Raw genomic sequence first — 23,323 nt, 5'->3', positions numbered from 1 at the left:
TAAATGTAACTCTTATTATATTGAATATACGGAGGAGAATGAAATGAAGGTACCTATATATATTTTATCTGGATTCTTAGGGGCAGGTAAGACTACCCTTTTAAAAAACATTCTTGAACAAGAAAAATCATTTAATCGAAATATTGCCGTTTTAATGAATGAATTAGGTGAAGTCTCTATTGATTCAAGATCTGTTGATGGGGATATTCCTTTAAAAGAACTTTTAAATGGATGTGTATGCTGTACCATTCAAGGGCAGTTAGAGGCACAATTGCAAGAACTTGTCCAATTACACAAGTTAGATGCCATCTATATCGAAACAACAGGAGTAGCACACCCACTAGAAGTGGTAGATGCTTGCATGTCACCTATCCTTATTGAAAAATTGAATGTTGAAGCAGTTATTACCCTCATTGACGCTAATAGATGGTGTGATCGGAAAAGTTTGAGTCCACAGCTACAATCTTTATTATTACAACAAGTTAAGTATGCCGATGTTATTCTCATCAATAAAATCGATGAAATTACGGAGATGCTTCAGGGTCAGCTGTCTTATGAAATTCAACAAATAAACTCTTATGGGAAACTGCTTCTTACTCGATTTGCTAAAGTCCATTTAAAGGACTTTCAAGTTAATAATACGGCGAACCGGAAAATAGCTGAGGGTTATGAAGCAACACATGTTCACCATCATCTTCAGTTGAAAACGTTTGTCTATAATTTCACTGTACCAGTAAATATTGACATATTCGAGGACTGGATCCGAAATATGCCTGACACAATATATCGAATTAAGGGATATATTCGATTTACTCATTCTGATTCACTGTTTCTATTTCAGTACTCATACGGGATGCCTTTGTACATGAAGGAACTTATTAAGATAACTACAAATCTTGTATTTATTGGTGAAAACCTTCCTGTTGAACAAATCAGACAAGAACTTCAGCAGCTAGAACGGGAATCGAATTCGAAATAATTAAAGTAAAAAGGATACGAATTTTGTAATTTGTATCCTTTTACTTATTAAGGTAGGTAGTTTCTCTACCATTTTTCTTGATAAAGCTTAGACTTTATTCCCACTATGAAAGGGAAAATTCTCCCTAAATAATTCACATGTAATTCAGCATTGCTCTTGTACAAGTATAAAAGAGCTTTCTTTCACTCTCTTCACCATAAACATCAGTCGATGAATTATTCACAATAACTGCGTCTAATTCAACACCTTTCGCTAAGTAAGAAGGAATGTTAACTTTCCATTCTTCGGAATTATTGTAAGGAGTTAGCGGCATCTAGTAATGCTTTTGATTTCCGTGGAATATCAGTATCCTTGGTAATTAATAAACGATATTCTAGACCACTTGTAATAAACTCAATTGAATAAGCCTCTCCTATTCCTTTATGGATTGCTTTTGCTCCGTTCTTCAGTTCAATCCATTTTCCTATTTGTCCAGGTTGAATGCTTAACTCTTTTTTCGAAGGTTTAATGATGATCATAAATAAATTATTTAACTTTTTATCATTTACATACATTAGCTCTAGGCTGTTATCAGACTTTATTTCTCCAAATTGATGTGTTGGATTAAAGGGTAGTTTTGTAGGAAGTGCGACTTCTTTTCCTACAATGCCTTCAAATTGTTCAACTGCAGCATGAATAGAAACTAATCCGTTAGAAGGAGTTGTAAATACCCTCTGATGCCTTGCATTTACCTCATTCGAAAAAAATAGTATTATACAAAACAGTAATAGACATTGTTTCTTCACAATATCACCTCGATATATATTTAGAATTATTATGACCAAGAATAGTGATACTATGAAACTAAAGGTTATACTTTCCGCTGTAGTCGAATAAGTTGATAACAACAATTAGCTTGTACATTGGTGGAGGTAGATTTTAATGAAAAAGAACTGGCTATTAGTTGTTTTGTTCGTAATTTTCTTGTGTGCATGTTCATTTGTTAAACGAAGCGAACCGTCCGATTCGGATCAGAATATGTATGAAATACAGCTACTTGAACAATTTGATGATGTTGTAAAACGAGCAACTAATTACGCAAAACAAAATGGAGCTTCTGAAGTCCTTTCTGTTTTTCAAAATACAGAAGAAAATTTATGGAGGTTAGAGTTTGAAAACGGGCTAGTGGTTTTATATGATGAAAAAACAAATGAAATCATACATGTTAGATAACGGAGTCTACCATACGTACATACTTTTTCTTAATTTTGGAAATCATAAGTATAGGAGGTGTCAGTAATGACAGAACCATACTTATGTCCAAATTGTAAAACGAATCGATCACGGTTTAATATTATTGAGCAAATTCCAAACTCTGTTAAACTTGATCCTTCTAGTGGCGAAGTGGTCCAACAATTCACAAACGAAACGTTAGATCCTTTTCACCTACCATATAGGGGACCAAAAGTAAAAGTACAGTGCGGCGCTTGTGGTTTAATTGAGGACGAGCAAGCATTCATTAAGCGTGCACAATACGGAAAATAGCTAAGACTTACTTTCGTCTTAGCTTTTTTAATTCGAATTGTATGAATTTTCTACTACATTTTTTTTTTGTGTGATATAGTTAACATAATAATTCAAGATTACTATAAGAGGAGAAACTCTTGAATGAAAGATCTAAATAACCAAAACATTAAACAATTAACAGCTCTTGAAAAGGAATTACTAGCTTATAGAGATCTTATATCGAAATTATCAATGGGAATTCAGTATGAAAATCCAGAACTGGGAATTCGTATTAATAAGGATCGTGGACAGGTAAAAACTGAAGTTATACATATACAGACGAGGAATCAGCCGTCTTTTTGTATTCAAGATCTTGTGATACCAAGAGACACTGACTTTGAAGAGGTAGAAGTACTTCTGTCCCCAATACTTGATACCGTCCCCCATCACATCGTTTTTTGTAATAATAAGGGGGAAATCACATTAATAAATAAAAAAGCGGCGTCTGACTTACACGTTAACCGAGAGAGGATGATAGGTAAACACATTCGCGAATTATTAAAAATCCCAGATAGCCTTATTATGTTACTTGAGACGATTAAAACACGTAAACAGATAGTGAATAGAGACGTGTTAGACTCGAACTATGGGATAAATAATACCCATATTGTATGGGATCAAGATGGTGAAATTAAACGAGTAATCGGTACTTTTGAGTTTTTAAATGTGGTGAAAGAAGCAGAAAAGCAGGCAATGGCTGGACGAATTGCTGCTGGTATTGCTCATGAGATTAGAAATCCACTGACTACAGTTAGAGGTTATTTACAATTTTTATTGGATAAGCTCTCCCCAGAAGTGTCTGGCATTGTAAGTTCATTATTAATACCTGAGCTAGATAGAGCCAATAAGATAATCTCCGATTTTCTTTCTATCGCTAAACCATCTGAAACTAAATTCGAGCTTGTGAAAATAAATAGCTATATATGTGATGAGCTCGGGTCGTTTTTAAAGAGTGAGGCTTTTCTACATAGAGTGGAGATTGAATTTAACTGCTCCCTTGAGGTCGAGGATTCCCTTGTATCAATTAATCATCAGGAAATTCTACAAGTCTTTATCAATCTCTTCCGTAATGCACTAGAGGCAAAAAATGATAATCCATTAAAGATTTCACTTGAAACAAAACGTGAAATGAACTTCGTTCAAATTATCTTCAAAGACAATGGAACAGGTATCTCCCCTATTCATTTAGAGCACATTTTTGATCCTTTCTTTACAACAAAAGATGAAGGAACTGGATTAGGTTTATCAGTATCAAGAAAAATGATAGAAAACCACGGTGGAAGCATGTTGGTAAGTAGTAGTGAGGATGGAACAACCTTTCTTATCAATCTACCAATCGCAAACACAATGTCGTAATTAATACATATTTGGTGAAAAGGAGTTTAGCACTTCTTTTCTTTTTACTTTATAAACCAAGTAGAGGAGGGAAAGTATGGTTGATATAGATAGAAAACATTTGAAACCAAACTCATATATATATCCACTAGTCGTGACTGTAGTGATATTTTTCCTTTTTCATTGGGACAATTCTAAGAACGAGCTAAACGAAATTCAAGATCTCCATTCAAGATTGATTACTTCCCAGCTTAAAGAAATTAGTTCAGTGCTATTCAGTGTTGAAGAAACATTGAATCAATACGATTATCCAATTAGCGATAATACAAGATCTTACTTTCAAGACGCACTTTCAAAAGATAAGGATAGGTTAAATCACATAACAACTACCATTTCAAGAATTAATCAGTATCCAACTTTCAATAGTTTGAATGAAAGATACCTTGATGAACTAAAAAACTCAGTACACGAACTGAGTGGTTTTCAGTACACTGAAGCAGAAATAAATTACGCAATCCACGGAATTTCTATAGCCCAAGCAGAGCTTTATACAATACTCGATAGTAGTTTTGATGTAGAAATGAAACAACACCGTGATGAGTATTTACAAATTCTAAATCAGTTGAACCAACATTTATCATTACTTAAAAAATAGGCAGCACCAGGTGCTGCCTATTTTTATTGAAATAATTTTTTATACTCTCCATACCCTTCCTTTTCTAAATCCTCTTTTCGTATGAATTTTAAAGCGGCAGAATTTATACAGTAGCGTAATCCACCCTTATCAACAGGCCCGTCGTCAAATACATGACCTAAATGGGAATCTCCCTTTTTGCTTCTTACCTCAGTTCGTATCATGTTATGTGAGACATCAAGTTCTTCCTTTACACTTCCTCCTTCCATAGGAGCTGTAAAGCTAGGCCATCCACACCCGGAGTCAAACTTATCTAGGGAGCTAAACAATGGTTCACCTGAAACGATATCTACATAAATGCCTTCATCTTTATGGTTCCAGAACTCATTTTGATATGGTCGTTCTGTCCCATTATTTTGTGTAACTTCAAATTGTAGAGGTGTAAGTTTTTTCTTTAATTCTGATTCTTTTTCTATGTCTCTCCATGTCTCTTTTAAGAATCGCTCTCTGCCAGAGCCAGTTCGATAGAGTTTATAGCGAATAGGATTTTTTTTATAGTACTCCTGGTGGTACTCTTCGGCTTCATAAAACACACCTGCTGGTAGGATTTCCGTTACAATTGGTTTGTCAAACCGACCACTTTCTTGAAGATCTCTAATCGATTTTTCGGCTAATTCCTTTTGTTCATCAGTATGGTAAAAAATAGCCGTTTGATACGATTTACCTCTATCAGCAAACTGTCCTCCTGGATCGGTAGGATCAATTTGTTGCCAAAACAATGATAATAATTGATCATACGGGAATACTTCAGGATCATATGTAATTTGTACAGCTTCATAATGACCCGTATTTTCTGAGCATACCTCTTCATATGTTGGATTTTCTTTTGATCCACCTGTATATCCAGAAACTACTTTATGTATACCTGGCTGTTCATCAAATGGCTTAACCATACACCAGAAACATCCACCTGCAAATGTAGCAAGTTGAAGATTTGACATATTACATCACTACCTTCCTAAATATGACTATGCTTTTTATCCATTATAACAGTCTCAACCACTATTCATCCATCTAAGGATATCGAAGTTAGTATTCCGATAATGTCATTATGTTAGAACTCGCATTTGATCTTTCGAATATGAATTGTTTTTATTATGAGTTAAAAAGATGCAAATTAATGCCTCACTGTAACTATTATCTATCACTGCAGCTTCTGCGTTTGTATACCCATAAGATAATCGGTGGTATTAAAAATAATATGAAGAAGATCCGAAACATTTGTAACCCTGTAACAATTGGAAGTTTGGCTCCTATCTAAAGGTAGTTGGAATAAGGAGAATAGAAAGCCTCCTATACAACCGACAAGGATTGTTTCAAAAAGTAGATTATTTTTTTCATAAAATCACACTTTCCTTTGCTAAACTACCACCACATCATATCATATCGAGCATTTGAACAGTTAAAAGAACTGCTCTACAAAGAGCAGTTCCTCTAGTTTTTCTACGCCTTATACATTGGCAAAAGAGTATCATGTATATATAAAGGAGCCGGATTTAAGAAAGGTTTGGGACCATATGGAACCGGCTGTGATACATATTGGAATACAGAACGGCCATCCATACTTGGACCATTAGCCCATCTCCCTTTACTGCTTGCTTCTCCTCGTGATAGATTATAAAAATCATATGCTACTGCTTGCTTTTCAAGTTCGCGAGGGAATGTCGTCGGAACAACTATATCTCCTTCGCGCGCTTCTAGTTCAGCTATTGCAGCCTTCCATTGATTTTGATGTGCGGTATCACGGGCAATAAGGAATGATAACATATCTTTTACACCCGGATCATCAGCAATTTCATATAAACGAACGACTTGTAATCTTCCTTGTGATTCAGCGTTCAAGTTTGCTCTGAAATCAGCAAGAAGGTTTCCACTTGCAATCGTATATTTTGCATTCCACGGGTAACCGGCACTATCAGTTGCCATTGCACCGAGTCCACTTACGATGGCATGTTGTGGATTCATATCCCCCATAATGGCGGCCAGCACTGGATTACTTGCATAAGCTGCTTCTTGTTCTTTCACTGGTGCACCATCAAGTAGTCTAGCAATCATAGTTGCTAACATTTCAACATGGGCAATTTCCTCGGTTCCAATATCTAAACACAAATCACGATACTTCGCATCTGCTCGGCAATTAAATCCTTGAAATAAGTATTGCATCATTACCGTTATTTCACCAAATTGTCCACCTAATACTTCTTGAAGTTTTTTTGCATATACTGGATCCGGACAAGATGGTTTTGCCTCATATTGAAGTTCTTTCACATGATAAAACATGAGTACCCCTCCCATAATTTAAACATCTGTACATAAATATTATGAAAGGGATTAATGTGTGTCTGTCCTTACTCCATACTCTACTTTGGATTTTTCTTTTGCCCTTCGACGACAACCTTATCTGTATGATATTTGTCAAATTCACCAATTTCCTCCTGAATCTGACCTATAGTTGGTAAATCATCATAACTTTCAATAATTTCATGATTAACAAGACTGACTAAATGATATGGATAATCATCGTCATCGTATGGAGACTGAATGATTGTATATACACCTCCACCTCTTGTAAAAAAAAATTGTAGATGGCTTTCTAATTTATCTTCACTCTCTTTAATAATGTAGACCATACTCTCACCTCTATTAAAATCTTCTAGTAAAAGTTTATTCATTTAATAGAGAATTAGAACGCAAAAAAAGCCGCCTAACATAAGTAGGTAGCTAGAATTTCATCATATTGCAATTCAAAGGAATAACCAATGAGCGATCCTGGTTAAACATATTCTGGAATTGTTACTTTGACCTCATCACCATCTTTTAAGCCAAATGAGTCATTTATGTTGGCTAGCGTTGCTATTTCTATCATTGTCGGTTGGTGTTTACTATCATGATTTGCTTTCACTATGAATACTCTTTCTCCATTTAGATAACAGAGCATGTTTTGACAATTATTCAATATATTGGATTGAATATGTAGTGATTCCTCAAGTTGAATATTTAGTGTATCAGGTAAAATATTTATACCTGTCTTCTTTGAATATTCATTTTCTAACTTTTCCATCCATTTTGAAGAATGACTGACAGAATTGACAACCTTACCACGAAGCACTTTCATAGGTCTCTTCCTCCTTCTATTACTTTTACACTTGCTGATTACCGTATTTAATTGTAATTCTATTGTATTTATAAAGTCTTTTTCAAAATTTGTTCGCTTTTATCTATTTACTCTCTTATTCTATTATACAAAAAATCCAGTTAAACGTTTATAATTTTCAGTCTATTTTTTACACCCTATTCCGACATCGTTTTGTCGAAAAAAGATTCATGTTGGTTTTTTCCTTATACTTTCCAGACTATGTTATAATTAAATACTTCAAAAAGTATCATTTTTAAAGAAAAAAATGCCTAGATTAATTATCTAGGCATTTCCCCTTACTTGCGGTGTATTCTCGTTCTGTCCCCGGCTACTTTTTTCCACTTCGCTTTTTCTGCAAGCTGCGCTTTTTTATCATTTTTTCGATCCAAGTAAGCCAATTCACGTTGAAGCTTTACAAAGCTTTGAAACCTCTTCTCATCCAACTGTCCATTCTCAATCGCTTCTCGAACAGCACAGTTTGGCTCATTCTCATGTTTACAATCACGATAGAAACACTTCTCTGCGATTTGTTCAATATCTGAGAAGCTATGACTCATTGAGCCTTCTGCCTCCCACAGCTGAAGCTCTCTCATCCCTGGAGTATCGATAATCATTCCCCCAGATGGCAATAGGACTAATTCACGATGTGTCGTTGTATGACGGCCTTTTCCATCTTCCTCTCTTATATCCTGAACTAATAGTTTCTCTTCGCCTAAAAGGTAATTCGTTAACGTTGATTTTCCAGCACCAGATGACCCTAATAGAGCTACCGTTTGACCCTCTTGTAAATATCCTTGAAGATCTTCTAAGCCCGTTAAATCTTTTGCACTCGTAATATGAATAGGTACGCCAAGAGCAACAGATTCAACAGCAGCAATTTTAGAAGATATATCCTCACATAAGTCCGACTTTGTTAAGACTACAACCGGATTTGCACCACTTTCCCATGTGAGCAATAAATATCGTTCTAAGCGTCTTATATTAAAATCTTGATTTAATGCATTTACTAAAAATACACTGTTTACATTTGTTGCAACTATTTGCTCTTCTGTCGTATCCCCTGCAACTTTTCTTGAGAACTTACTGAATCTCGGAAGTACCCCATGGATTGTGGCTTTTCCTTCTTGATATCTAGGTGAAAGGATGACCCAGTCACCGACAGCTGGGTAGTCCTCTCTATCCTCTGCCTGAAATCTCAACTTCCCACTTACTTCCGCTAATAGTTCACCTTGTTCTGTTAATACTCGATACATCCGTTTATGTTCTAACGTTACCCTACCCGGGACTAGTTCTTTATTTTCAACTACCTCTAGTGCTTCTTGTAGATCTGTATTCCATCCAAATTTTGCTAAATTCAATTTTGTTTCCTCCTACGGAACGTTTATTATTGTTTTTTTTAAACTAAAAAAGAACCGTTACACGGTTCTAAAAAAAGACATACAAAAACCATGGGAGACAACACAACCCATGGTTTCATAACGTTCATATAGGATGAAGTTATTTAACAAATACCAAGGGTTGTGATATGAAATTATTAACATTGAATTCAATTAACTTTTTCATAAAACATCCCTCGCTTCCGTTCATATATTTGATTTAATTATATAACAGAAAAAATGGTATGTAAATACTTTATTACCATTTATTTATATTTATTTTAGTTTACTCGTTTTTCTCCTCAGTATCTTTTGGTACTTTCCAAGCTTCAACTACTTCCCCTGCATCATCAATATCGATTATAAATGAGCCATTACTATATCGATCGTTTGAACGTAATTTTAATGGATCAATCGATTCAAATATATTATCAGATGTACGGATCATCACTTGATTCTTTTCATCATATACAGTCACGATACGAACAATACGGTGAGGATTTGATTTTAATTCTCGTAGCATTACAACCCCACGTTTGGCTCTCGTTGCTTTTTCAAACTCAGATAGTTGCATCTTTTTAGCCGCTCCACGATGTGTTACCAAAACAAGATTCGGCGGATTATCTGGAAGTAAAATTACCCCAGATACAACAAAGTCCCCATCCTTTAAGTTAATTCCCTTTACACCTGCTGACCTTGCTCCAGTTGGATTAACCTCTTCCTCATTAAACCATAATGCATATCCAGTGCTAGTTGCGAGGAATACATCAAGAGTTCCATCTGTTATATGAACATCAACTACTTGATCATTATCTTTTAAGTTAATTGCCACTAATGGCTTAGAATAACGCTGTACTTTGTATTGATTTAATTCAGTTTTCTTAATCATTCCTAGTTTTGTCATAAACAGAACGTAGTGAGGAGTATCAAAATCCTTAATTGGAATAACTTCGATTATTTCTTCTTCCTTATCAATCGGAATTATATTACCTATATGCTGCCCTAAGTCTTTCCAGCGAATGTCAGGGAGTTCATGGACAGGAAGATATAAATAGTTCCCTTTATTAGTAAAAAGAAGCACTGTGTCAGTCGTATTAACTTCAAGCTGTCTTAACATCCGGTCTGTATCCTTCATTCCAAAATCTTGACCGTTTGAGGCAGCATAGGATCGTAAACTTGTCCGTTTTACATAGCCATCTTTCGTTACAGTAACCATTACGTCTTCAGATGGAACCATAACCTCTAAATTGATTTTAATCTCTTCAATTTCTGCTTCAATCCTTGATTTTCTATCATCAGCATATAACTTCTTTACTCTCTTTAAATCAGCTTTAATTACACTTGATAATATTGATTCACTATTTAGAATGTGAGTCAATTCTGCGATCTTTGCTGCTAGCTCTTCAGATTCTTTTTGTAAAGCAGTAATATCTGTGTTCGTTAAACGGTATAACTGTAATGAAACAATTGCTTCTGATTGTGGCTCTGTAAACTCATACTGTTTTATTAAATTATCTTTTGCATCTTTTTTGTCTTTAGAAGCACGGATCGTTGCGATTACTTCATCTAGAATAGATAATGCCTTCATGAGACCTTCTACAACATGCTGTCTTTCCTCAGCTTTTGAGAGCTCGTATTTAGAACGGTTTGTAACGACTTCCTTTTGATGATCAATATATGCATCTAATAAAGATGGAAGACTCATTAATCTTGGTCTACGATTGTGAATAGCAACCATATTAAAATTAAATGCAACTTGAAGATCTGTGTTTTTATATAAGTAATTTAAGACTCCGGCTGCGTCTGCTTCTTTCTTTAATTCAATGACAATCCTTAATCCAGTTCGATCTGTTTCATCTCGAACCTCTGATATTCCTTCTAATTTGCGGTCCAGCCTTAGCTCATCCATTTTTTTCACTAAGTTTGCTTTATTCACTTCAAAAGGAATTTCTGTAATAACAATTTGCTGTCTGCCACCCTTAACATCTTCGATTTCAGCATGGCCACGAATAATAATTTTTCCTTTACCAGTTTCGTATGCCTTCTTAATTCCATCAATACCTTGAATGATTCCACCAGTTGGGAAATCAGGACCTTTCATGACCGTCAATAATTCGTCAACGGTTACATGTGGCTTGTCCATTCGCATCACAACTGCATCGATAACTTCACCTAAATGATGTGGAGGTATGTCTGTTGCATAACCAGCTGATATACCAGTTGATCCGTTCACTAGAAGGTTAGGGAACATTGCAGGCAGCACGGTTGGTTCTCTGCTTGTATCATCGAAGTTCGGGATAAATTCAACTGTCTTCTTGTCGATATCACGCAATAACTCTGATGCAATAGCCGAAAGTCTCGCTTCTGTATAACGCATAGCAGCAGGTGGATCCCCATCAACACTACCGTTATTCCCATGCATTTCAACTAAGACATTTCGAATCTTCCAATCTTGACTCATCCGCACCATCGCATCATATACAGAGGAATCACCGTGTGGATGAAAGTTACCTATAACGTTACCAACTGTTTTAGCTGACTTCCTAAATCCTTTTTCTGCTGTATTCCCTTCTGCATGCATTGCATATAAAATACGACGCTGCACAGGCTTAAGTCCATCGCGCGCATCAGGAAGAGCACGTTCTTGGATAATATATTTACTATAGCGACCAAATCGGTCACCAAGGACATCCTCAAGTGGTAAATCCTTGAACACCTCTAAAGACATTTGTTAAACCTCCTCTATTACCGTTAGATTATCATTTTCTAAAAGATTTGGGTCATCTTCCATACCAAAATCAACGTTTGTTTCAATCCATTTACGGCGAGGTTCAACCTTATCTCCCATTAACGTTGTTACACGACGTTCTGCTCTTGCAGCATCATCAATACGGACACGAATCAGTGTACGAGTCTCTGGCCTCATTGTTGTCTCCCAAAGCTGATCGGCATTCATTTCTCCTAGACCCTTATATCGTTGAATTGTGTATCCTTTTCCAATTTTCTTAAGTGCACCTTTTAAGTCATTTTCAGACCAAGCATACTCCACGACTTCTTTCTTCCCTTGTCCTTTGCTTACTTTGTAAAGCGGTGGAAGAGCGATATAAACCTTACCTGCTTCAATTAATGGTCTCATGTATCTATAAAAGAAGGTTAAAAGAAGAACTTGAATGTGTGCTCCATCTGTATCTGCGTCAGTCATAATGACAATCTTATCATAATTAATATCTTCGATTGAAAAGTCTGGACCTACTCCCGCGCCAATTGCATGGATGATTGTGTTGATTTCCTCGTTTTTGAAAATATCAGCAAGCTTTGCTTTTTCTGTATTGATAACCTTTCCTCGAAGTGGAAGAATAGCTTGAAAGCGACGGTCTCTACCCTGTTTAGCTGATCCTCCTGCAGAATCACCCTCCACCAAATACAACTCATTTTTTTGAGGGTTTCTAGATTGAGCAGGAGTTAGTTTTCCGCTTAACACCGCTTCTGATCGTTTTCGTTTTTTACCGCTTCTTGCTTCCTCTCTTGCTTTACGAGCTGCTTCCCTAGCTTGATAAGCCTTAATTGCTTTTTTTACTAATAGAGAGCTCGTATCAGGATTCTCTTCAAGAAAGTAAGCTAACTTCTCCGAAACTACAGAATCTACAGCAGATCTTGCTTCGCTTGTACCTAGTTTTCCTTTTGTTTGACCCTCAAACTGAAGGAGTGCCTCAGGAATTCGAACAGAGACCACAGCTGCAAGACCCTCACGTATATCCGACCCGTCAAGGTTTTTTTCCTTCTCCTTTAATAATCCAACCTTTCGGGCATATTCATTCATAACACGTGTCATCGCAGTTTTAGCCCCAGCCTCGTGTGTTCCTCCATCCTTTGTTCGTACATTGTTTACAAATGAAAGGACATTCTCAGAGTACCCATCATTAAACTGAAATGCAAAATCAACTTCTATCTCATTTGCTTCCCCCTCAATGTATACAACGGAATGCAATGTATCTTTTTCTTCATTCAAGTACTCCACAAAGGCTTGGATACCACTTTCATAATGGTACACATCGTGCTGATCATAACGTTTATCAATTAATTCAATTTTTAATCCTTTTAATAAAAAGGCAGATTCACGTAATCGTTCACTTAACGTATCAAAAGAGTAAACAATTGTGCTGAAAATCGTTGTATCTGGTTTAAAATGTATGGTTGTTCCCGTCTGTTTCGTTGTCCCAATCTTCTCTAGCGTTGTTGCAGGTTTACCACCGTTTTCAAACCTTTGTTTATATATGAATCCATCACGCTTTATTTCAACCTCTAGCCACTCAGATAAGGCATTTACAACAGATGCCCCTACTCCATGAAGTCCCCCACTTGTTTTATATCCACCTTGTCCAAATTTACCGCCAGCATGGAGTACCGTAAATATTACCTCAGGTGTTGGTTTTCCAAGCTTATGCATACCAGTGGGCATACCGCGCCCTTTATCTTGAACGGAAATACTATTATCTTTATGTATCGTTACGATGATGGATTCCCCATATCCCGCAAGTGCCTCATCAACTGAATTATCTACAATCTCATACACTAGGTGATGAAGTCCTCTGCTATCTGTACTACCTATATACATACCAGGTCTTTTTCTTACAGCCTCAAGACCTTCAAGTACTTGTATTGCATCATCGTTGTAATCAAACTGGTGTTGTTGCCTAGCCAAAGAGTTCGTCCCCTTTCGTTACTTCCAAAATCTCATTGTCTTTTATCTATTGTCACGAAAATAGTTGTCTATGCATTATTGTACTTGTTGTTTTGAATTTCGCAAACACCATTTTGCAAAAAGAAGAAAAAAATCCTTGATACATCAAGGATTTCACGATTAAAAATTATTTTGTTAACGCATGTTCTACCTTTATGCAACGATCCATAACAACAGTATGTCCGTTATCCTTTAATAAGGTATAAGCTTCTTCATTTTCTAATCCTAGTTGTGCCCAGAATACATCCGCATCAATCTCTAAAAATTCTTTTGCTACCCCAAACAGATGCTCGGACCTTCTAAAAACGTTGACGATGTCGACATGACCTTCAATATCCTTTAAACTCGGAACTGATTTAACCCCTAATATTTCAGTAGCTTTAGGGTTTACAGGAATAATCTCATAGCCAGCTTTTTGCATTGCTTCACTAACCATATAAGAGGTCTTTTCTGGATTATCTGATAATCCAACAACTGCAATTCTTTTGCTTTTCTTTAAAATTTGACCAAGCTCGTCTCTTGTTGGATATTCAATAGGCATCTTTTGGCACTCCTTTTTAGATTAACTATGCTCTAATTTGTACGTGATTTCAAGTAATATGCGATTTTGGTTTCATTCATGGAGAAATACTATTCTGTTATTACTGTGCCACATGTCTCAGTTAAACTCGAAAAATTCTTCGAATATGTTCATTTATCGCTCATTCATTTTGTCTCAGCATCCACTGAACAAAAGGCTCAGAGCGTGCCGTTTAGTCTCAGGCAGAGCAAATGTTCTGTCATGAAAAAAGGGTGATTTTCCCGTTTATTCATGACAGGATAATTGATCTCTAGTAGGATAAATGGCAAAGATCGTGGCCATTTCATCTTGGCTGGGCGCTTGAGCTGGAGCTGGATTACTAAGCACATCGTAATAAGAAACTAAAAACTTATCATTTCATATTCATTAAAAAATAGAGCCTTCAAAAAGGCCCTCAACCAACTATAGATAAGCATTTTCACAATTATCATGATCCCCATAAATCATATTTACCATTTCGTGAGCGGCTGACTCAGACACTCTTTTGTAATCATTGGCAAAGTGTTTTAAACTATCACAGAAACCAACATTATCTATTCCCACACCTTCAGACCAGCTAGCAAAATTATGATAGTCCTGAAGAGGGTCATAGGATTCAAACCTCGCTACAACATCACTTTTATTACCTAGTGTTGTTACTTCAATTCCCTTATATGTATTGGGATTATGTTCATCATAAATGACACAAGCATAAAAAATCATTTGAATGCTCCTTTATTCTTTTTGTTTAGTTTTGACAATCCTATCATCTATTATGAGTTAATCATGTATTTTCCAATATTACCTTTCTTTACACTGAATCGGATACAATTTAAGGTTGTAATTTGAATGTAAGTAATTTACAGTTTAGTTCTTTCAATGTATCACGATTCAGGATATTATAGACCAAAAAATAACATGAAGTTTGCATGGTATTTTTATGATTTGTGTCTACCTCTTCCAGACGACCTTCTTCCCACTGTCATAGTGGACTGTTTTTGATTTCTAGCTTTACTCGTCCTATTTTTTCGTGACCGAGTAGATATATCTTCAGTGCTTTTATAGGTATAATTACTTGAATTAACTAAATGCTTTTCCCCCGATTCGTTCTTCTTTACGTGACGATTTCTTTGAGGGGATGATACACTCTCACCTTCGCCTTGATTAGTCAAAGAGGTAGCCTCTAATGATTTTTTAGGCAAACTGAGCTTTATTCCTTTTTCAATCATTTGTAATTGATTCTTATCTTTTGGTGAAATTAAGGTGATTGCCAAACCTTTTCCACCTGCACGACCAGTTCTACCGATTCGGTGAATGTAGCTCTCGACATCCTCTGGAATATCGTAATTAAATACATGGGTTACCCCTTCAACATCAATTCCACGAGCGGCTACGTCTGTTGCAACTAAAAACTGCAAATCAGCATTTCTAAATCGTTCCATTACTTTTTCACGCTTTGATTGCGAGATATCACCATGAAGCTCGTCACTATTATAGCCTAAAGATAGTAATGCTTCATTTAATTTAGATGCTCTTCGTTTTGTTCTACAAAAAATAACGGCAAGAAAGGGACGATATTGATCCAGCAGTCTGCATAAAGTTGTTTGCTTTTCACGATCTGTTGTCTCATATACAATTTGTTTGATTTCTTTTAAGGTTTGTCGGTCTTCATTGATTTTAATAACCTCAGGGTTATTGGTGTATTTTCTAGCTAAAGAACGAACCTGCTGAGAAAGTGTTGCAGAGAAAAGCATCGTCTGACGATTAGGAGGTGTATATGACAGAATCTCCTCTACTTCATTTAGAAAGCCAATATGAAGCATTTGATCTGCCTCATCTAGTACCACCATCGAAGCGGTCCGCAAATTTATCGTTTCTCTTTTTAAATGGTCTACTATTCTACCTGGTGTTCCAACGACAATATGTATAGAACCAGATAACTTCTTAATCTGCCTATCAACATCTTGCCCACCATATACAGCTAGAACATGTATCTCATTAGATTTGTATTTAGTTGTTTCCTCCGTGATTTGGATGGCCAACTCACGGGTAGGTGTAATTATAATTGCCTGAATATGATTTGATGATATATCAATATTATCAAGTATTGGAATCATAAAGGCTAACGTTTTCCCGGTTCCTGTTTGGGCTTGGGCTATTACATCTTTTCCATCCCGCAGTACTGGAATAGCCTTTTCCTGAACTGGTGTAGGGGTAACGATTCCGTTTTTTCGTAATTTATCTATAAGCGTTGAACTGATACTTAGCTTCTGTAATGAATGCAATTCCTTCACTTCTTTCTTTTTTAAGTCTATTACTAGCATGACCGATTCGAGTAAACAAAATGTCACAAAAAAGAGCCTCATTTTAATTGAGGCTGATCACCATTTATGTAGGGCAAAAACGTAACCTTATATTCATTTCCACTTAGTTCCAAGAATGAATCAAATGACTTATCTCCTTTCTTAAAACCCTTTATTAGATCGGTCTTCCCAACAGAAAGTAGTTTTTGTACATTTGATTGTGAGATTTTTTTACCTAATATCATTTTTGAAATGGTAAATGAACACTTTGTTTTACTGTAATTTGCACAACCGTAAAATTTGCCTTTGTCAATTACCGATCCACCACATCGTTTACATGTACCAACTGATTTCCCCATTGAAGCCCTAGCTCTAACACTTTGGATGGCTTCTGTGTTTAAATCAACAAAACTCCATTTTTCAGATCCTTCTACTGCATCTTGAATGATCTTTTCTGCCATTTTTTTAGTTTGTTCCATGAAAACAGCTGGTGATGCTTTGCCATGTCCAATTTCTGATAGTCGTTGCTCCCATTTTGCAGTCATCTCTGGTGATGCTAATATTTTATCGCCTACTGCTCGAATCAATACCTTTCCTTTATCAGTTGCGTATACTAGATTCTTTTTTACATCAATATACTTTCGATCCTTTAACATCGTAATAATACCGGCTCTTGTTGCTTCCGTCCCTAATCCTTCAGATTTCATTAATACCTTTTCAAGCTCACTATCCTCTAGATGCTTTCCGGCTGTTTTCATTAATGTGATGAGTTGTCCTTCTGTATAACGTTTTGGAGGTTGTGTTTTCCCCTCCTTCACTTTAACAGATGTAACAAGCCCTGAGTCACCCTTATGAAGAATCGGTAGGATGGTATCTTTCTCCTGGTTATCATCGTAAATCACCTTTCTCCAGCCTTCTTGTATCTGCATCTTACCTTTTGAAATAAACTCAGCTCTTTCATCAACCATTGTTCGAATCGTCGTATAATCAAAGACTGCTTTCTCGTAATGAGCGGCAATTAATTGCCTTACAACTAAATCATACATTTTCTGTTCATCACCTGACAGTTTAGACAAGTTGGGAACCTGCTCTGTCGGAATGATTGCATAGTGGTCGGTAACTTTCTTTTCATTTACATATCTTTTGTTGCTTTTAATGGATTGGACAGGTAATGGAAACAAATCTAGGAAAGATTCCAGTTTACTTATTTTTTCAAGGATAGCTGGAAACGTTTCAGCCTCTCCTTCTGTTACAAAAGACGAATCAGAACGAGGATAGGACACGATTCCTTTTTGATATAGTTGTTGCATAATATCTAATGTTTTCTTCGGTGAGAATTTGTAGCGTTTATTGGCTGTTGCTTGTAAGGACGATAAGTTAAACAAGAATGGCGGCTGGTACTCTTTTCTGTCTGTTTCAATCTCTTTTACTTTTGCTTCTTTTTGATCACAAAATCTAGCAATCTTGTTTGCTAGGATTTCATCTAGAATTCTGGAGTCGTTGTCCTTTTGCCATTTCCCTTCATATTTATTTCCATCAATTTGGAATGTTGCAACTACCTCCCAAAACTGTTCTGACTTAAAGTTTTCAATTTCATGTTCTCTCTTTACAATTAATGCGAGTGTAGGTGTTTGAACTCTACCCGCTGAAAAGACATCCGACATTCCTTTTTCTTTTAAGAGGAGGCTATACACTCTAGAAGCATTCATGCCGACAACCCAGTCAGCACATGCTCTAGTATAAGCCTCATAATAAAGGTTTCTTGTGTCAACTTCGTCTAATAATTTTTGAAATCCTTCATGAATTGCTTTTTTCGTAAGGGATGAAATCCACAACCGTTTAATCGGTTTCTTCACACCAGATTGAGTAATAATATTGCGAACAATAAGTTCACCTTCACGCCCCGCATCACCCGCGTGAATAATCTCCGTTACATCCTTTTTGATAAGCAATGATTTGACAACATGAAATTGCTTTGCTTTTGATCTCTCAACTTCATATTTAAAACGGTCAGGTAAAATAGGTAGATTATGTAATGACCACCTTTTCCATTCTGGATTGTAAGATTCTGGAGCAACTAGTTGGCATAAATGCCCTATTGCCCAAGTCACATATGCACCTTTTGGAAATAGTTCATTTGGAAGTATTTCTATATATCCCTGGTGTTTCTTGGATTGAAAAGGAGATGCGAGTGTAGCTCCTTGATCTGGTTTTTCTGCAATTATCACTTTCATAAAAAAGCTCCTTCAAAATAGTGCTTATTCATTATAAGGCTAGCCTAAGTATTCTTCAATAAGTTCAAAATTTAGAGGAAAATATTGTATTGCATACTGATAGGAATATTGAATCGAAGAGTTTGAGGCAGTATCGTGGTTATTTAATTCTTGTTTTCCCTTTTTCGGTACAGATTTTAATTCTACAGATTCAAAGTGTTGAGTAAGTTCCATAACCATTTTCTCCATGAAAGTGTCCCCCCTTTACTTCCATTATATCATGAATCTTTATCAATATGATTAAAGCAAAAAACTGAGCAGGTTGCCCTTACTCAGTATTTTCACTCTTGCTATATTTTACGTGTTTTAAGGAGTCATCCATACTTTTCCAGGCTTCATCACTTGCAAAAAAGCGACTCCATGTTGCAATACCAGCTAAGTGATATTGATGAACAAACTGTGCTCTTCTTGCTAGTGAATCTTCATCTTCAATCCAAACTTTGTATGTGGCCTTCTCTTTTTCATCTCGGTATTCCCCATACATTTGTCCGGATACTTCATCAAAAATTGGATTTACATCATGCTCCGTAATCCATTGTTTTACATAGTCCATTGAATATGCTTTTGATGATACTTCGATGTTACCACCTTCTGTATCTTGTTCCTTCCATATCCTTGTATAGGTTGGTAAACCTAGAATAAGCCTGTCATTTGGAACAACTTCTAAAAGTTTCTGTAGATTTTTTTCAACCCATGGAAAGCTTGCTACACTACCAGCTTCTGGGGATGTAGCCCAGTGCTCATCATAGGCCATGACCATTATATAATCAACAATATCAGCTAATTTAGCGCGTTCATAAAACATCGACCAATTTTCACTACTAGAGATGAATGTAATATCTAATGAGACGATTAACCCTGCTTCATGCAAATAAGGTGTCATTTCTCTTACAAATTGGGTCAACAGTTTTCCATCCTCAAGATTCACATTTTCAAAATCTATGTTAATCCCATCTAGATTATACGTTTCACTATAAACAAGCAGCTGACGAATCATCTTTTGCCTCGTCTCATAATCCTTTAACACTTTATGAGTAAGGCCAGGATCAAATGCATTGGAAAATAAGCCCCATACTTGGAGGTTCTTTTCTTTTGCCCATTTCATATATTCCATTGAACCTAGATTAGTAATATCCCCTGTTTCATTGTTTACTTCAAACCATGTTGGAGATACAACATTTACACCTTGTAAATTCGGCAATGTATTTGTATCAGGATTTTTGGAATATACTGCCTCCCATGTTAGATTAATGGGCCAAGAAATCGGTGGTGAGAATCTTTTAGGTTCGTCAAGATTAATGATGACCGTTTGTGGATCTAATAAAGAAACTACATTTTTCTTAACATATCCCGCTACACCATCATTTGCCCTTACAAAGTAATAACCTTCTTCTTCTGCTTCAATATCTACAATCTCTTCAGCAACAAGATCTCTCACATATGAGCTTGTAAGTGTCGGTTTAGTTCTAATTCTTAATTCGGCTTCTCGTTTTTCACTGAGAATTTTTCCAGTTAGAATGGTCTCACCATCTTGCCTGACTAATATTGCCCGGTCTCCATCAAGTAGTGAAACTTGGAATGGATAGTAAAGTTCAATAGCTTGAAATGAAACATAAGGAGTATCATCCTCTGATTTCAAGGCTGGAAAATCAACTTCTACAGGTTCCTCGTTTACAAAAAGTGTTAGAGACTCAGAAGGCATTTGGATCACTTTATTTCTCGTTGTAATAATAATAGAGTCAGACTTTTCATCGAAAGTCACCTCAGGATCAATTTCCTTTTGAATAAAATCTAGCGGTAAATAAATTTGTTCGTCCGTAACCAACGCCTCTCCAGCTATTTGTCCATTAAATATAATAGGATGAGCCGTATGAAAAAACTCTATTTTCTCGTTAGAAGGAAAAGGATATAATAAAAAGAAGAGACTACTAGATATTAAGATTAAAGAAATAATAAGCCCAAGTACAATCATAGGTAGTGCATGTTTTTTTCGTGGATTTTTTGCTAATCTTGACATATTTCTTCCTCCCCTCTTTTATCCTACTGAATTCTCAGCTAAAATAAAAGAGAATTTAGTCAATTAACAAATTTTGTCCGATTGCAAGATTTTCTGTTCGTAAAAGAAAAGTAATGGTACAATAAGAGTAGTTTCTAGGACCTGCTACTAAATTGACCATCGTTATATAAAAGGAGACATGGATATGCTTGAAGTCATCATTATTATATTAGCTTACATACTGGGGTCCGTTCCCTCAGCACTCCTTGTGGGAAAGATTGGTTATGGTATTGATATCCGGGAGCATGGAAGTGGAAATCTTGGAGGAACGAACACCTTTCGTACATTAGGAAAAAAAGCTGGCTTTATCGTTACAATCTCAGATATTTTAAAGGGAACCCTTGCTGCTAGTTTACCTTACCTATTTGGAGTTGAAGACATTCATCCATTATTAATCGGTACCTTTGCAGTAATCGGTCATATGTATCCTATTTTTGCAAAATTCAAGGGTGGAAAAGCAGTTGCAACATCTGGTGGTGTGTTACTACTTTATAGCCCGATCTTATTCCTTCTCATGATCGTTATCTTTTTATCATGTTTATTCATTACTAAATTTGTCTCCTTATCATCTATGCTTACTGGTTTGTTTACCGTTACGTATAGTGTATTCACCCAAGATATCCCACTTATTATCGTGACATCATTACTTGTTGCTTTTGTTTTTTACAGACATCGAGCTAATATTAAACGCATAATCAACAAGACAGAACCAAAAGCGAATCTATTTCGGAAAAAACACTCATAACAAAGAGTGTTTTTTTCTTTAAATGGGATGATTTCTTAATCAATTACATACACTAAATTTACTTTTATGTGAAAGTAGGGGTAAAATGGAAAATCGACATCAGCAAAGAAACTTTGTTTATGAGGTAGAGGTTTCAGGAGAGAGCCACAACGAAGAATTTTCATTAGAGTTATTTGAAGAGCTAGGAGCACCAGAATCATTTAAGAAAATTAGGACGTTTGATGAATTACTAATCTGGAACGATCAATTAGATACGGATTCATAATTTATTTACAATATAAATGTATATTAACTCCACTCCGCATCTTACATATTATGTAAAATACACAAAAATTTAGGACATTCTGTCTAGAATTGTATTATAGTAGATAGTAGATTGTGGAGAAAAGGAGTTTCATTGTGAAAAATAACTATTTACTTTTAGGTATCTCTTTAATTGTTCATTTAGTATTAATCTCATCAATTTTAGTTTACTTTATGTTACTAAATAAAGAGCCAATTGCAGATACCACATTTTCCTTTAATAAGCATTCTATGAAACAAAGTGACATTTCTACTAAAAATTTTAGGAGTAGTGTGACTTTAAAAGCAGTTGGGGATATATTAATTCATGGGACCCTTTATAATTCTGCCCAAACTACTGATGGCTATGACTTTTCCCCCATGTTTTCTGAGGTGAAATCCCATTTAGAAGATGCCGATATTACTTTTGCAAATCAAGAAACGATGATTGGAGGTGAAACGATAGGATTATCAACATACCCTCGCTTTAATAGTCCTTATAATGTAGCAGATACATTAAAAGATGTAGGGATTGATATTGTTTCAATCGCCAATAACCATACATTAGATCGCGGTGAGCAGGCATTATTAAATGCTACATCTTACTTTGACCAAATCGGACTGTTGTATACAGGTGGTTACCGCACTATTTCGGACAGTCAGGTGATTCGAACGATAACCCGTAAAGGTATCACTTTTTCTTTCTTGGCCTATACGTATGGAACAAACGGGATTCCTATTCCAAAAAATAAACCATATATTGTAAACTTAATAGATTACGATAAGATGACAAATGATATAAAAGCAGCAAAAAAAATAAGTGATGTTGTTGTTGTAAGTTTACACTTCGGAAACGAATATCAACGGATGCCAAGTGATGACCAAAAAGAGATCGCAGCTCATGCCGTCAACATGGGAGCAAATATTATTTTAGGTCACCATCCTCATGTCCTCCAACCCATGGAATGGATTGAAGCCGAGAATGGGAATAAAGGATTTGTTGTTTATTCTTTAGGTAATTTCTTATCCGGTCAGAAGTCAATCTATCGTGAAATTGGAGGAATCCTTACACTTACCATTCAAAAAGAAATAAAAAATGGTTCACAAACTATTGAAGTGAAAGAACCAACTTTTCTACCAACCTATGTATCTAAAAATGGGTACAAAATTGTACCTTTAAAGAATGCATCAAACTATGGATTACCAAACTCGACTAAATGGTTAGCCGAAATTGATGACCATATGCATCAATTATTCCCTGAGAACCAAATGGCTCAAGCCAATTAGGCTTGAGCCATT

Annotated in this window: 22 protein-coding genes; 8 read left to right on the top strand and 14 right to left on the bottom strand. The window is 35.9% G+C overall.

The window, feature by feature from the left end:
• The first annotated feature begins 43 nt into the window (after positions 1 to 43).
• Entirely contained in the window at positions 44 to 979 is a 936-nt protein-coding gene (locus ACFSCX_RS10965) for a CobW family GTP-binding protein (protein WP_377928268.1), read from the top strand.
• A gap of 290 nt (positions 980 to 1,269) precedes the next feature.
• On the opposite strand, the gene ACFSCX_RS10960 is transcribed toward ACFSCX_RS10965, so the two are convergent.
• Entirely contained in the window at positions 1,270 to 1,764 is a 495-nt protein-coding gene (locus ACFSCX_RS10960) for a hypothetical protein (RefSeq protein WP_377928267.1), read from the bottom strand.
• A gap of 136 nt (positions 1,765 to 1,900) precedes the next feature.
• Between ACFSCX_RS10960 and ACFSCX_RS10955 the strand changes: the two genes are divergently transcribed.
• From ACFSCX_RS10955 to ACFSCX_RS10940, 4 genes are all read left to right on the top strand, one after another.
• On the top strand, positions 1,901 to 2,191 hold the full coding sequence (locus ACFSCX_RS10955; RefSeq protein WP_377928266.1) for a hypothetical protein: 291 nt from the start codon (positions 1,901 to 1,903) through the stop codon (positions 2,189 to 2,191).
• A gap of 66 nt (positions 2,192 to 2,257) precedes the next feature.
• Positions 2,258 to 2,503, top strand: a complete 246-nt coding sequence (locus ACFSCX_RS10950) for a DNA alkylation repair protein (protein ID WP_377928265.1) — start codon at positions 2,258 to 2,260, stop codon at positions 2,501 to 2,503.
• A 123-nt stretch (positions 2,504 to 2,626) separates the two neighbouring features.
• Positions 2,627 to 3,880 carry a two-component system sensor histidine kinase NtrB gene (locus tag ACFSCX_RS10945; protein ID WP_377928264.1) on the top strand — a complete coding sequence of 418 codons (1,254 nt, stop codon included), beginning with the start codon at positions 2,627 to 2,629 and terminating at the stop codon, positions 3,878 to 3,880.
• Positions 3,881 to 3,956: 76 nt separating this feature from the next.
• Positions 3,957 to 4,514, top strand: a complete 558-nt coding sequence (locus tag ACFSCX_RS10940) for a hypothetical protein (RefSeq protein WP_377928263.1) — start codon at positions 3,957 to 3,959, stop codon at positions 4,512 to 4,514.
• 23 nt (positions 4,515 to 4,537) lie between these two features.
• On the opposite strand, the gene msrA is transcribed toward ACFSCX_RS10940, so the two are convergent.
• From msrA to ACFSCX_RS10875, 13 genes are all read right to left on the bottom strand, one after another.
• Positions 4,538 to 5,494 (bottom strand): peptide-methionine (S)-S-oxide reductase MsrA, encoded by a 957-nt coding sequence (gene msrA / locus ACFSCX_RS10935; RefSeq protein WP_377928262.1) that lies wholly within the window; start codon positions 5,492 to 5,494, stop codon positions 4,538 to 4,540.
• 502 nt (positions 5,495 to 5,996) lie between these two features.
• A complete protein-coding gene (locus tag ACFSCX_RS10930) occupies positions 5,997 to 6,833 on the bottom strand; it encodes a manganese catalase (RefSeq protein WP_377928261.1) in 837 nt (278 codons plus the stop codon).
• Between the two features lie 80 nt (positions 6,834 to 6,913).
• Positions 6,914 to 7,183 (bottom strand): hypothetical protein, encoded by a 270-nt coding sequence (locus tag ACFSCX_RS10925; RefSeq protein ID WP_377928260.1) that lies wholly within the window; start codon positions 7,181 to 7,183, stop codon positions 6,914 to 6,916.
• Between the two features lie 143 nt (positions 7,184 to 7,326).
• Positions 7,327 to 7,668: a DUF120 domain-containing protein gene (locus tag ACFSCX_RS10920; RefSeq protein ID WP_377928259.1), complete on the bottom strand. Its 342-nt coding sequence runs from the start codon at positions 7,666 to 7,668 to the stop codon at positions 7,327 to 7,329.
• 317 nt (positions 7,669 to 7,985) lie between these two features.
• Positions 7,986 to 9,047, bottom strand: coding sequence for a ribosome small subunit-dependent GTPase A (gene rsgA, locus ACFSCX_RS10915; protein ID WP_377928258.1), 1,062 nt, complete (start codon positions 9,045 to 9,047; stop codon positions 7,986 to 7,988).
• A 304-nt stretch (positions 9,048 to 9,351) separates the two neighbouring features.
• Positions 9,352 to 11,793, bottom strand: a complete 2,442-nt coding sequence (gene parC, locus ACFSCX_RS10910) for a DNA topoisomerase IV subunit A (protein WP_377928257.1) — start codon at positions 11,791 to 11,793, stop codon at positions 9,352 to 9,354.
• Positions 11,794 to 11,796: 3 nt separating this feature from the next.
• Positions 11,797 to 13,767: a DNA topoisomerase IV subunit B gene (gene parE, locus ACFSCX_RS10905; protein ID WP_377928256.1), complete on the bottom strand. Its 1,971-nt coding sequence runs from the start codon at positions 13,765 to 13,767 to the stop codon at positions 11,797 to 11,799.
• 166 nt (positions 13,768 to 13,933) lie between these two features.
• Complete coding sequence (locus tag ACFSCX_RS10900) at positions 13,934 to 14,347, bottom strand: CoA-binding protein (protein ID WP_377928255.1); 414 nt, start codon at positions 14,345 to 14,347, stop codon at positions 13,934 to 13,936.
• A gap of 441 nt (positions 14,348 to 14,788) precedes the next feature.
• Positions 14,789 to 15,088, bottom strand: coding sequence for a hypothetical protein (locus ACFSCX_RS10895; RefSeq protein WP_377928254.1), 300 nt, complete (start codon positions 15,086 to 15,088; stop codon positions 14,789 to 14,791).
• Positions 15,089 to 15,303: 215 nt separating this feature from the next.
• Positions 15,304 to 16,716, bottom strand: coding sequence for a DEAD/DEAH box helicase (locus tag ACFSCX_RS10890; protein WP_377928253.1), 1,413 nt, complete (start codon positions 16,714 to 16,716; stop codon positions 15,304 to 15,306).
• Positions 16,717 to 16,727: 11 nt separating this feature from the next.
• Positions 16,728 to 18,902 (bottom strand): DNA topoisomerase III, encoded by a 2,175-nt coding sequence (locus ACFSCX_RS10885; RefSeq protein ID WP_377928252.1) that lies wholly within the window; start codon positions 18,900 to 18,902, stop codon positions 16,728 to 16,730.
• 39 nt (positions 18,903 to 18,941) lie between these two features.
• Positions 18,942 to 19,130, bottom strand: a complete 189-nt coding sequence (locus ACFSCX_RS10880; protein ID WP_377928251.1) for a hypothetical protein — start codon at positions 19,128 to 19,130, stop codon at positions 18,942 to 18,944.
• 79 nt (positions 19,131 to 19,209) lie between these two features.
• The gene (locus tag ACFSCX_RS10875) at positions 19,210 to 20,958 is read right to left on the bottom strand and encodes a glycosyl hydrolase family 18 protein (RefSeq protein WP_377928250.1); all 1,749 of its coding nucleotides are present in this window, start codon (positions 20,956 to 20,958) and stop codon (positions 19,210 to 19,212) included.
• 184 nt (positions 20,959 to 21,142) lie between these two features.
• On the opposite strand from ACFSCX_RS10875, the gene plsY reads away from it, so the two are divergent.
• The 3 genes from plsY to ACFSCX_RS10860 all read left to right on the top strand — a co-directional run bounded on the left by plsY (position 21,143) and on the right by ACFSCX_RS10860 (position 23,311).
• Positions 21,143 to 21,742 (top strand): glycerol-3-phosphate 1-O-acyltransferase PlsY, encoded by a 600-nt coding sequence (plsY, locus tag ACFSCX_RS10870; protein ID WP_377928249.1) that lies wholly within the window; start codon positions 21,143 to 21,145, stop codon positions 21,740 to 21,742.
• 85 nt (positions 21,743 to 21,827) lie between these two features.
• The gene (locus ACFSCX_RS10865; RefSeq protein WP_377928248.1) at positions 21,828 to 22,007 is read left to right on the top strand and encodes a hypothetical protein; all 180 of its coding nucleotides are present in this window, start codon (positions 21,828 to 21,830) and stop codon (positions 22,005 to 22,007) included.
• A gap of 134 nt (positions 22,008 to 22,141) precedes the next feature.
• Positions 22,142 to 23,311, top strand: coding sequence for a CapA family protein (locus ACFSCX_RS10860; RefSeq protein ID WP_377928247.1), 1,170 nt, complete (start codon positions 22,142 to 22,144; stop codon positions 23,309 to 23,311).
• The last annotated feature ends 12 nt before the right edge of the window (positions 23,312 to 23,323 follow it).

Origin of the sequence: Bacillus salitolerans, assembly GCF_042680805.1 — a bacterium.
In the GTDB taxonomy this organism is placed as follows: Bacteria; Bacillota; Bacilli; order Bacillales; family SA4; genus Bacillus_CJ; species Bacillus_CJ salitolerans.
This window is presented reverse-complemented; position numbering and strand designations above follow the sequence as displayed.

Excerpts from the sequence above, each read along its gene's own strand:
- ACFSCX_RS10920 (WP_377928259.1), bottom strand. The coding sequence starts at position 7,668 with ATGAAAGTGCTTCGTGGTAAGGTTGTCAATTCTGTCAGTCATTCTTCA.
- ACFSCX_RS10865 (WP_377928248.1), top strand. The coding sequence starts at position 21,828 with ATGGAAAATCGACATCAGCAAAGAAACTTTGTTTATGAGGTAGAGGTT.
- ACFSCX_RS10955 (WP_377928266.1), top strand. The coding sequence starts at position 1,901 with ATGAAAAAGAACTGGCTATTAGTTGTTTTGTTCGTAATTTTCTTGTGT.
- ACFSCX_RS10885 (WP_377928252.1), bottom strand. The coding sequence starts at position 18,902 with ATGAAAGTGATAATTGCAGAAAAACCAGATCAAGGAGCTACACTCGCA.
- ACFSCX_RS10965 (WP_377928268.1), top strand. The coding sequence starts at position 44 with ATGAAGGTACCTATATATATTTTATCTGGATTCTTAGGGGCAGGTAAG.
- parC (WP_377928257.1), bottom strand. The coding sequence starts at position 11,793 with ATGTCTTTAGAGGTGTTCAAGGATTTACCACTTGAGGATGTCCTTGGT.
- ACFSCX_RS10945 (WP_377928264.1), top strand. The coding sequence starts at position 2,627 with ATGAAAGATCTAAATAACCAAAACATTAAACAATTAACAGCTCTTGAA.
- ACFSCX_RS10875 (WP_377928250.1), bottom strand. The coding sequence starts at position 20,958 with ATGTCAAGATTAGCAAAAAATCCACGAAAAAAACATGCACTACCTATG.
- ACFSCX_RS10950 (WP_377928265.1), top strand. The coding sequence starts at position 2,258 with ATGACAGAACCATACTTATGTCCAAATTGTAAAACGAATCGATCACGG.
- ACFSCX_RS10930 (WP_377928261.1), bottom strand. The coding sequence starts at position 6,833 with ATGTTTTATCATGTGAAAGAACTTCAATATGAGGCAAAACCATCTTGT.
- ACFSCX_RS10900 (WP_377928255.1), bottom strand. The coding sequence starts at position 14,347 with ATGCCTATTGAATATCCAACAAGAGACGAGCTTGGTCAAATTTTAAAG.
- plsY (WP_377928249.1), top strand. The coding sequence starts at position 21,143 with ATGCTTGAAGTCATCATTATTATATTAGCTTACATACTGGGGTCCGTT.
- msrA (WP_377928262.1), bottom strand. The coding sequence starts at position 5,494 with ATGTCAAATCTTCAACTTGCTACATTTGCAGGTGGATGTTTCTGGTGT.
- ACFSCX_RS10880 (WP_377928251.1), bottom strand. The coding sequence starts at position 19,130 with ATGGAGAAAATGGTTATGGAACTTACTCAACACTTTGAATCTGTAGAA.
- ACFSCX_RS10895 (WP_377928254.1), bottom strand. The coding sequence starts at position 15,088 with ATGATTTTTTATGCTTGTGTCATTTATGATGAACATAATCCCAATACA.
- ACFSCX_RS10940 (WP_377928263.1), top strand. The coding sequence starts at position 3,957 with ATGGTTGATATAGATAGAAAACATTTGAAACCAAACTCATATATATAT.
- ACFSCX_RS10925 (WP_377928260.1), bottom strand. The coding sequence starts at position 7,183 with ATGGTCTACATTATTAAAGAGAGTGAAGATAAATTAGAAAGCCATCTA.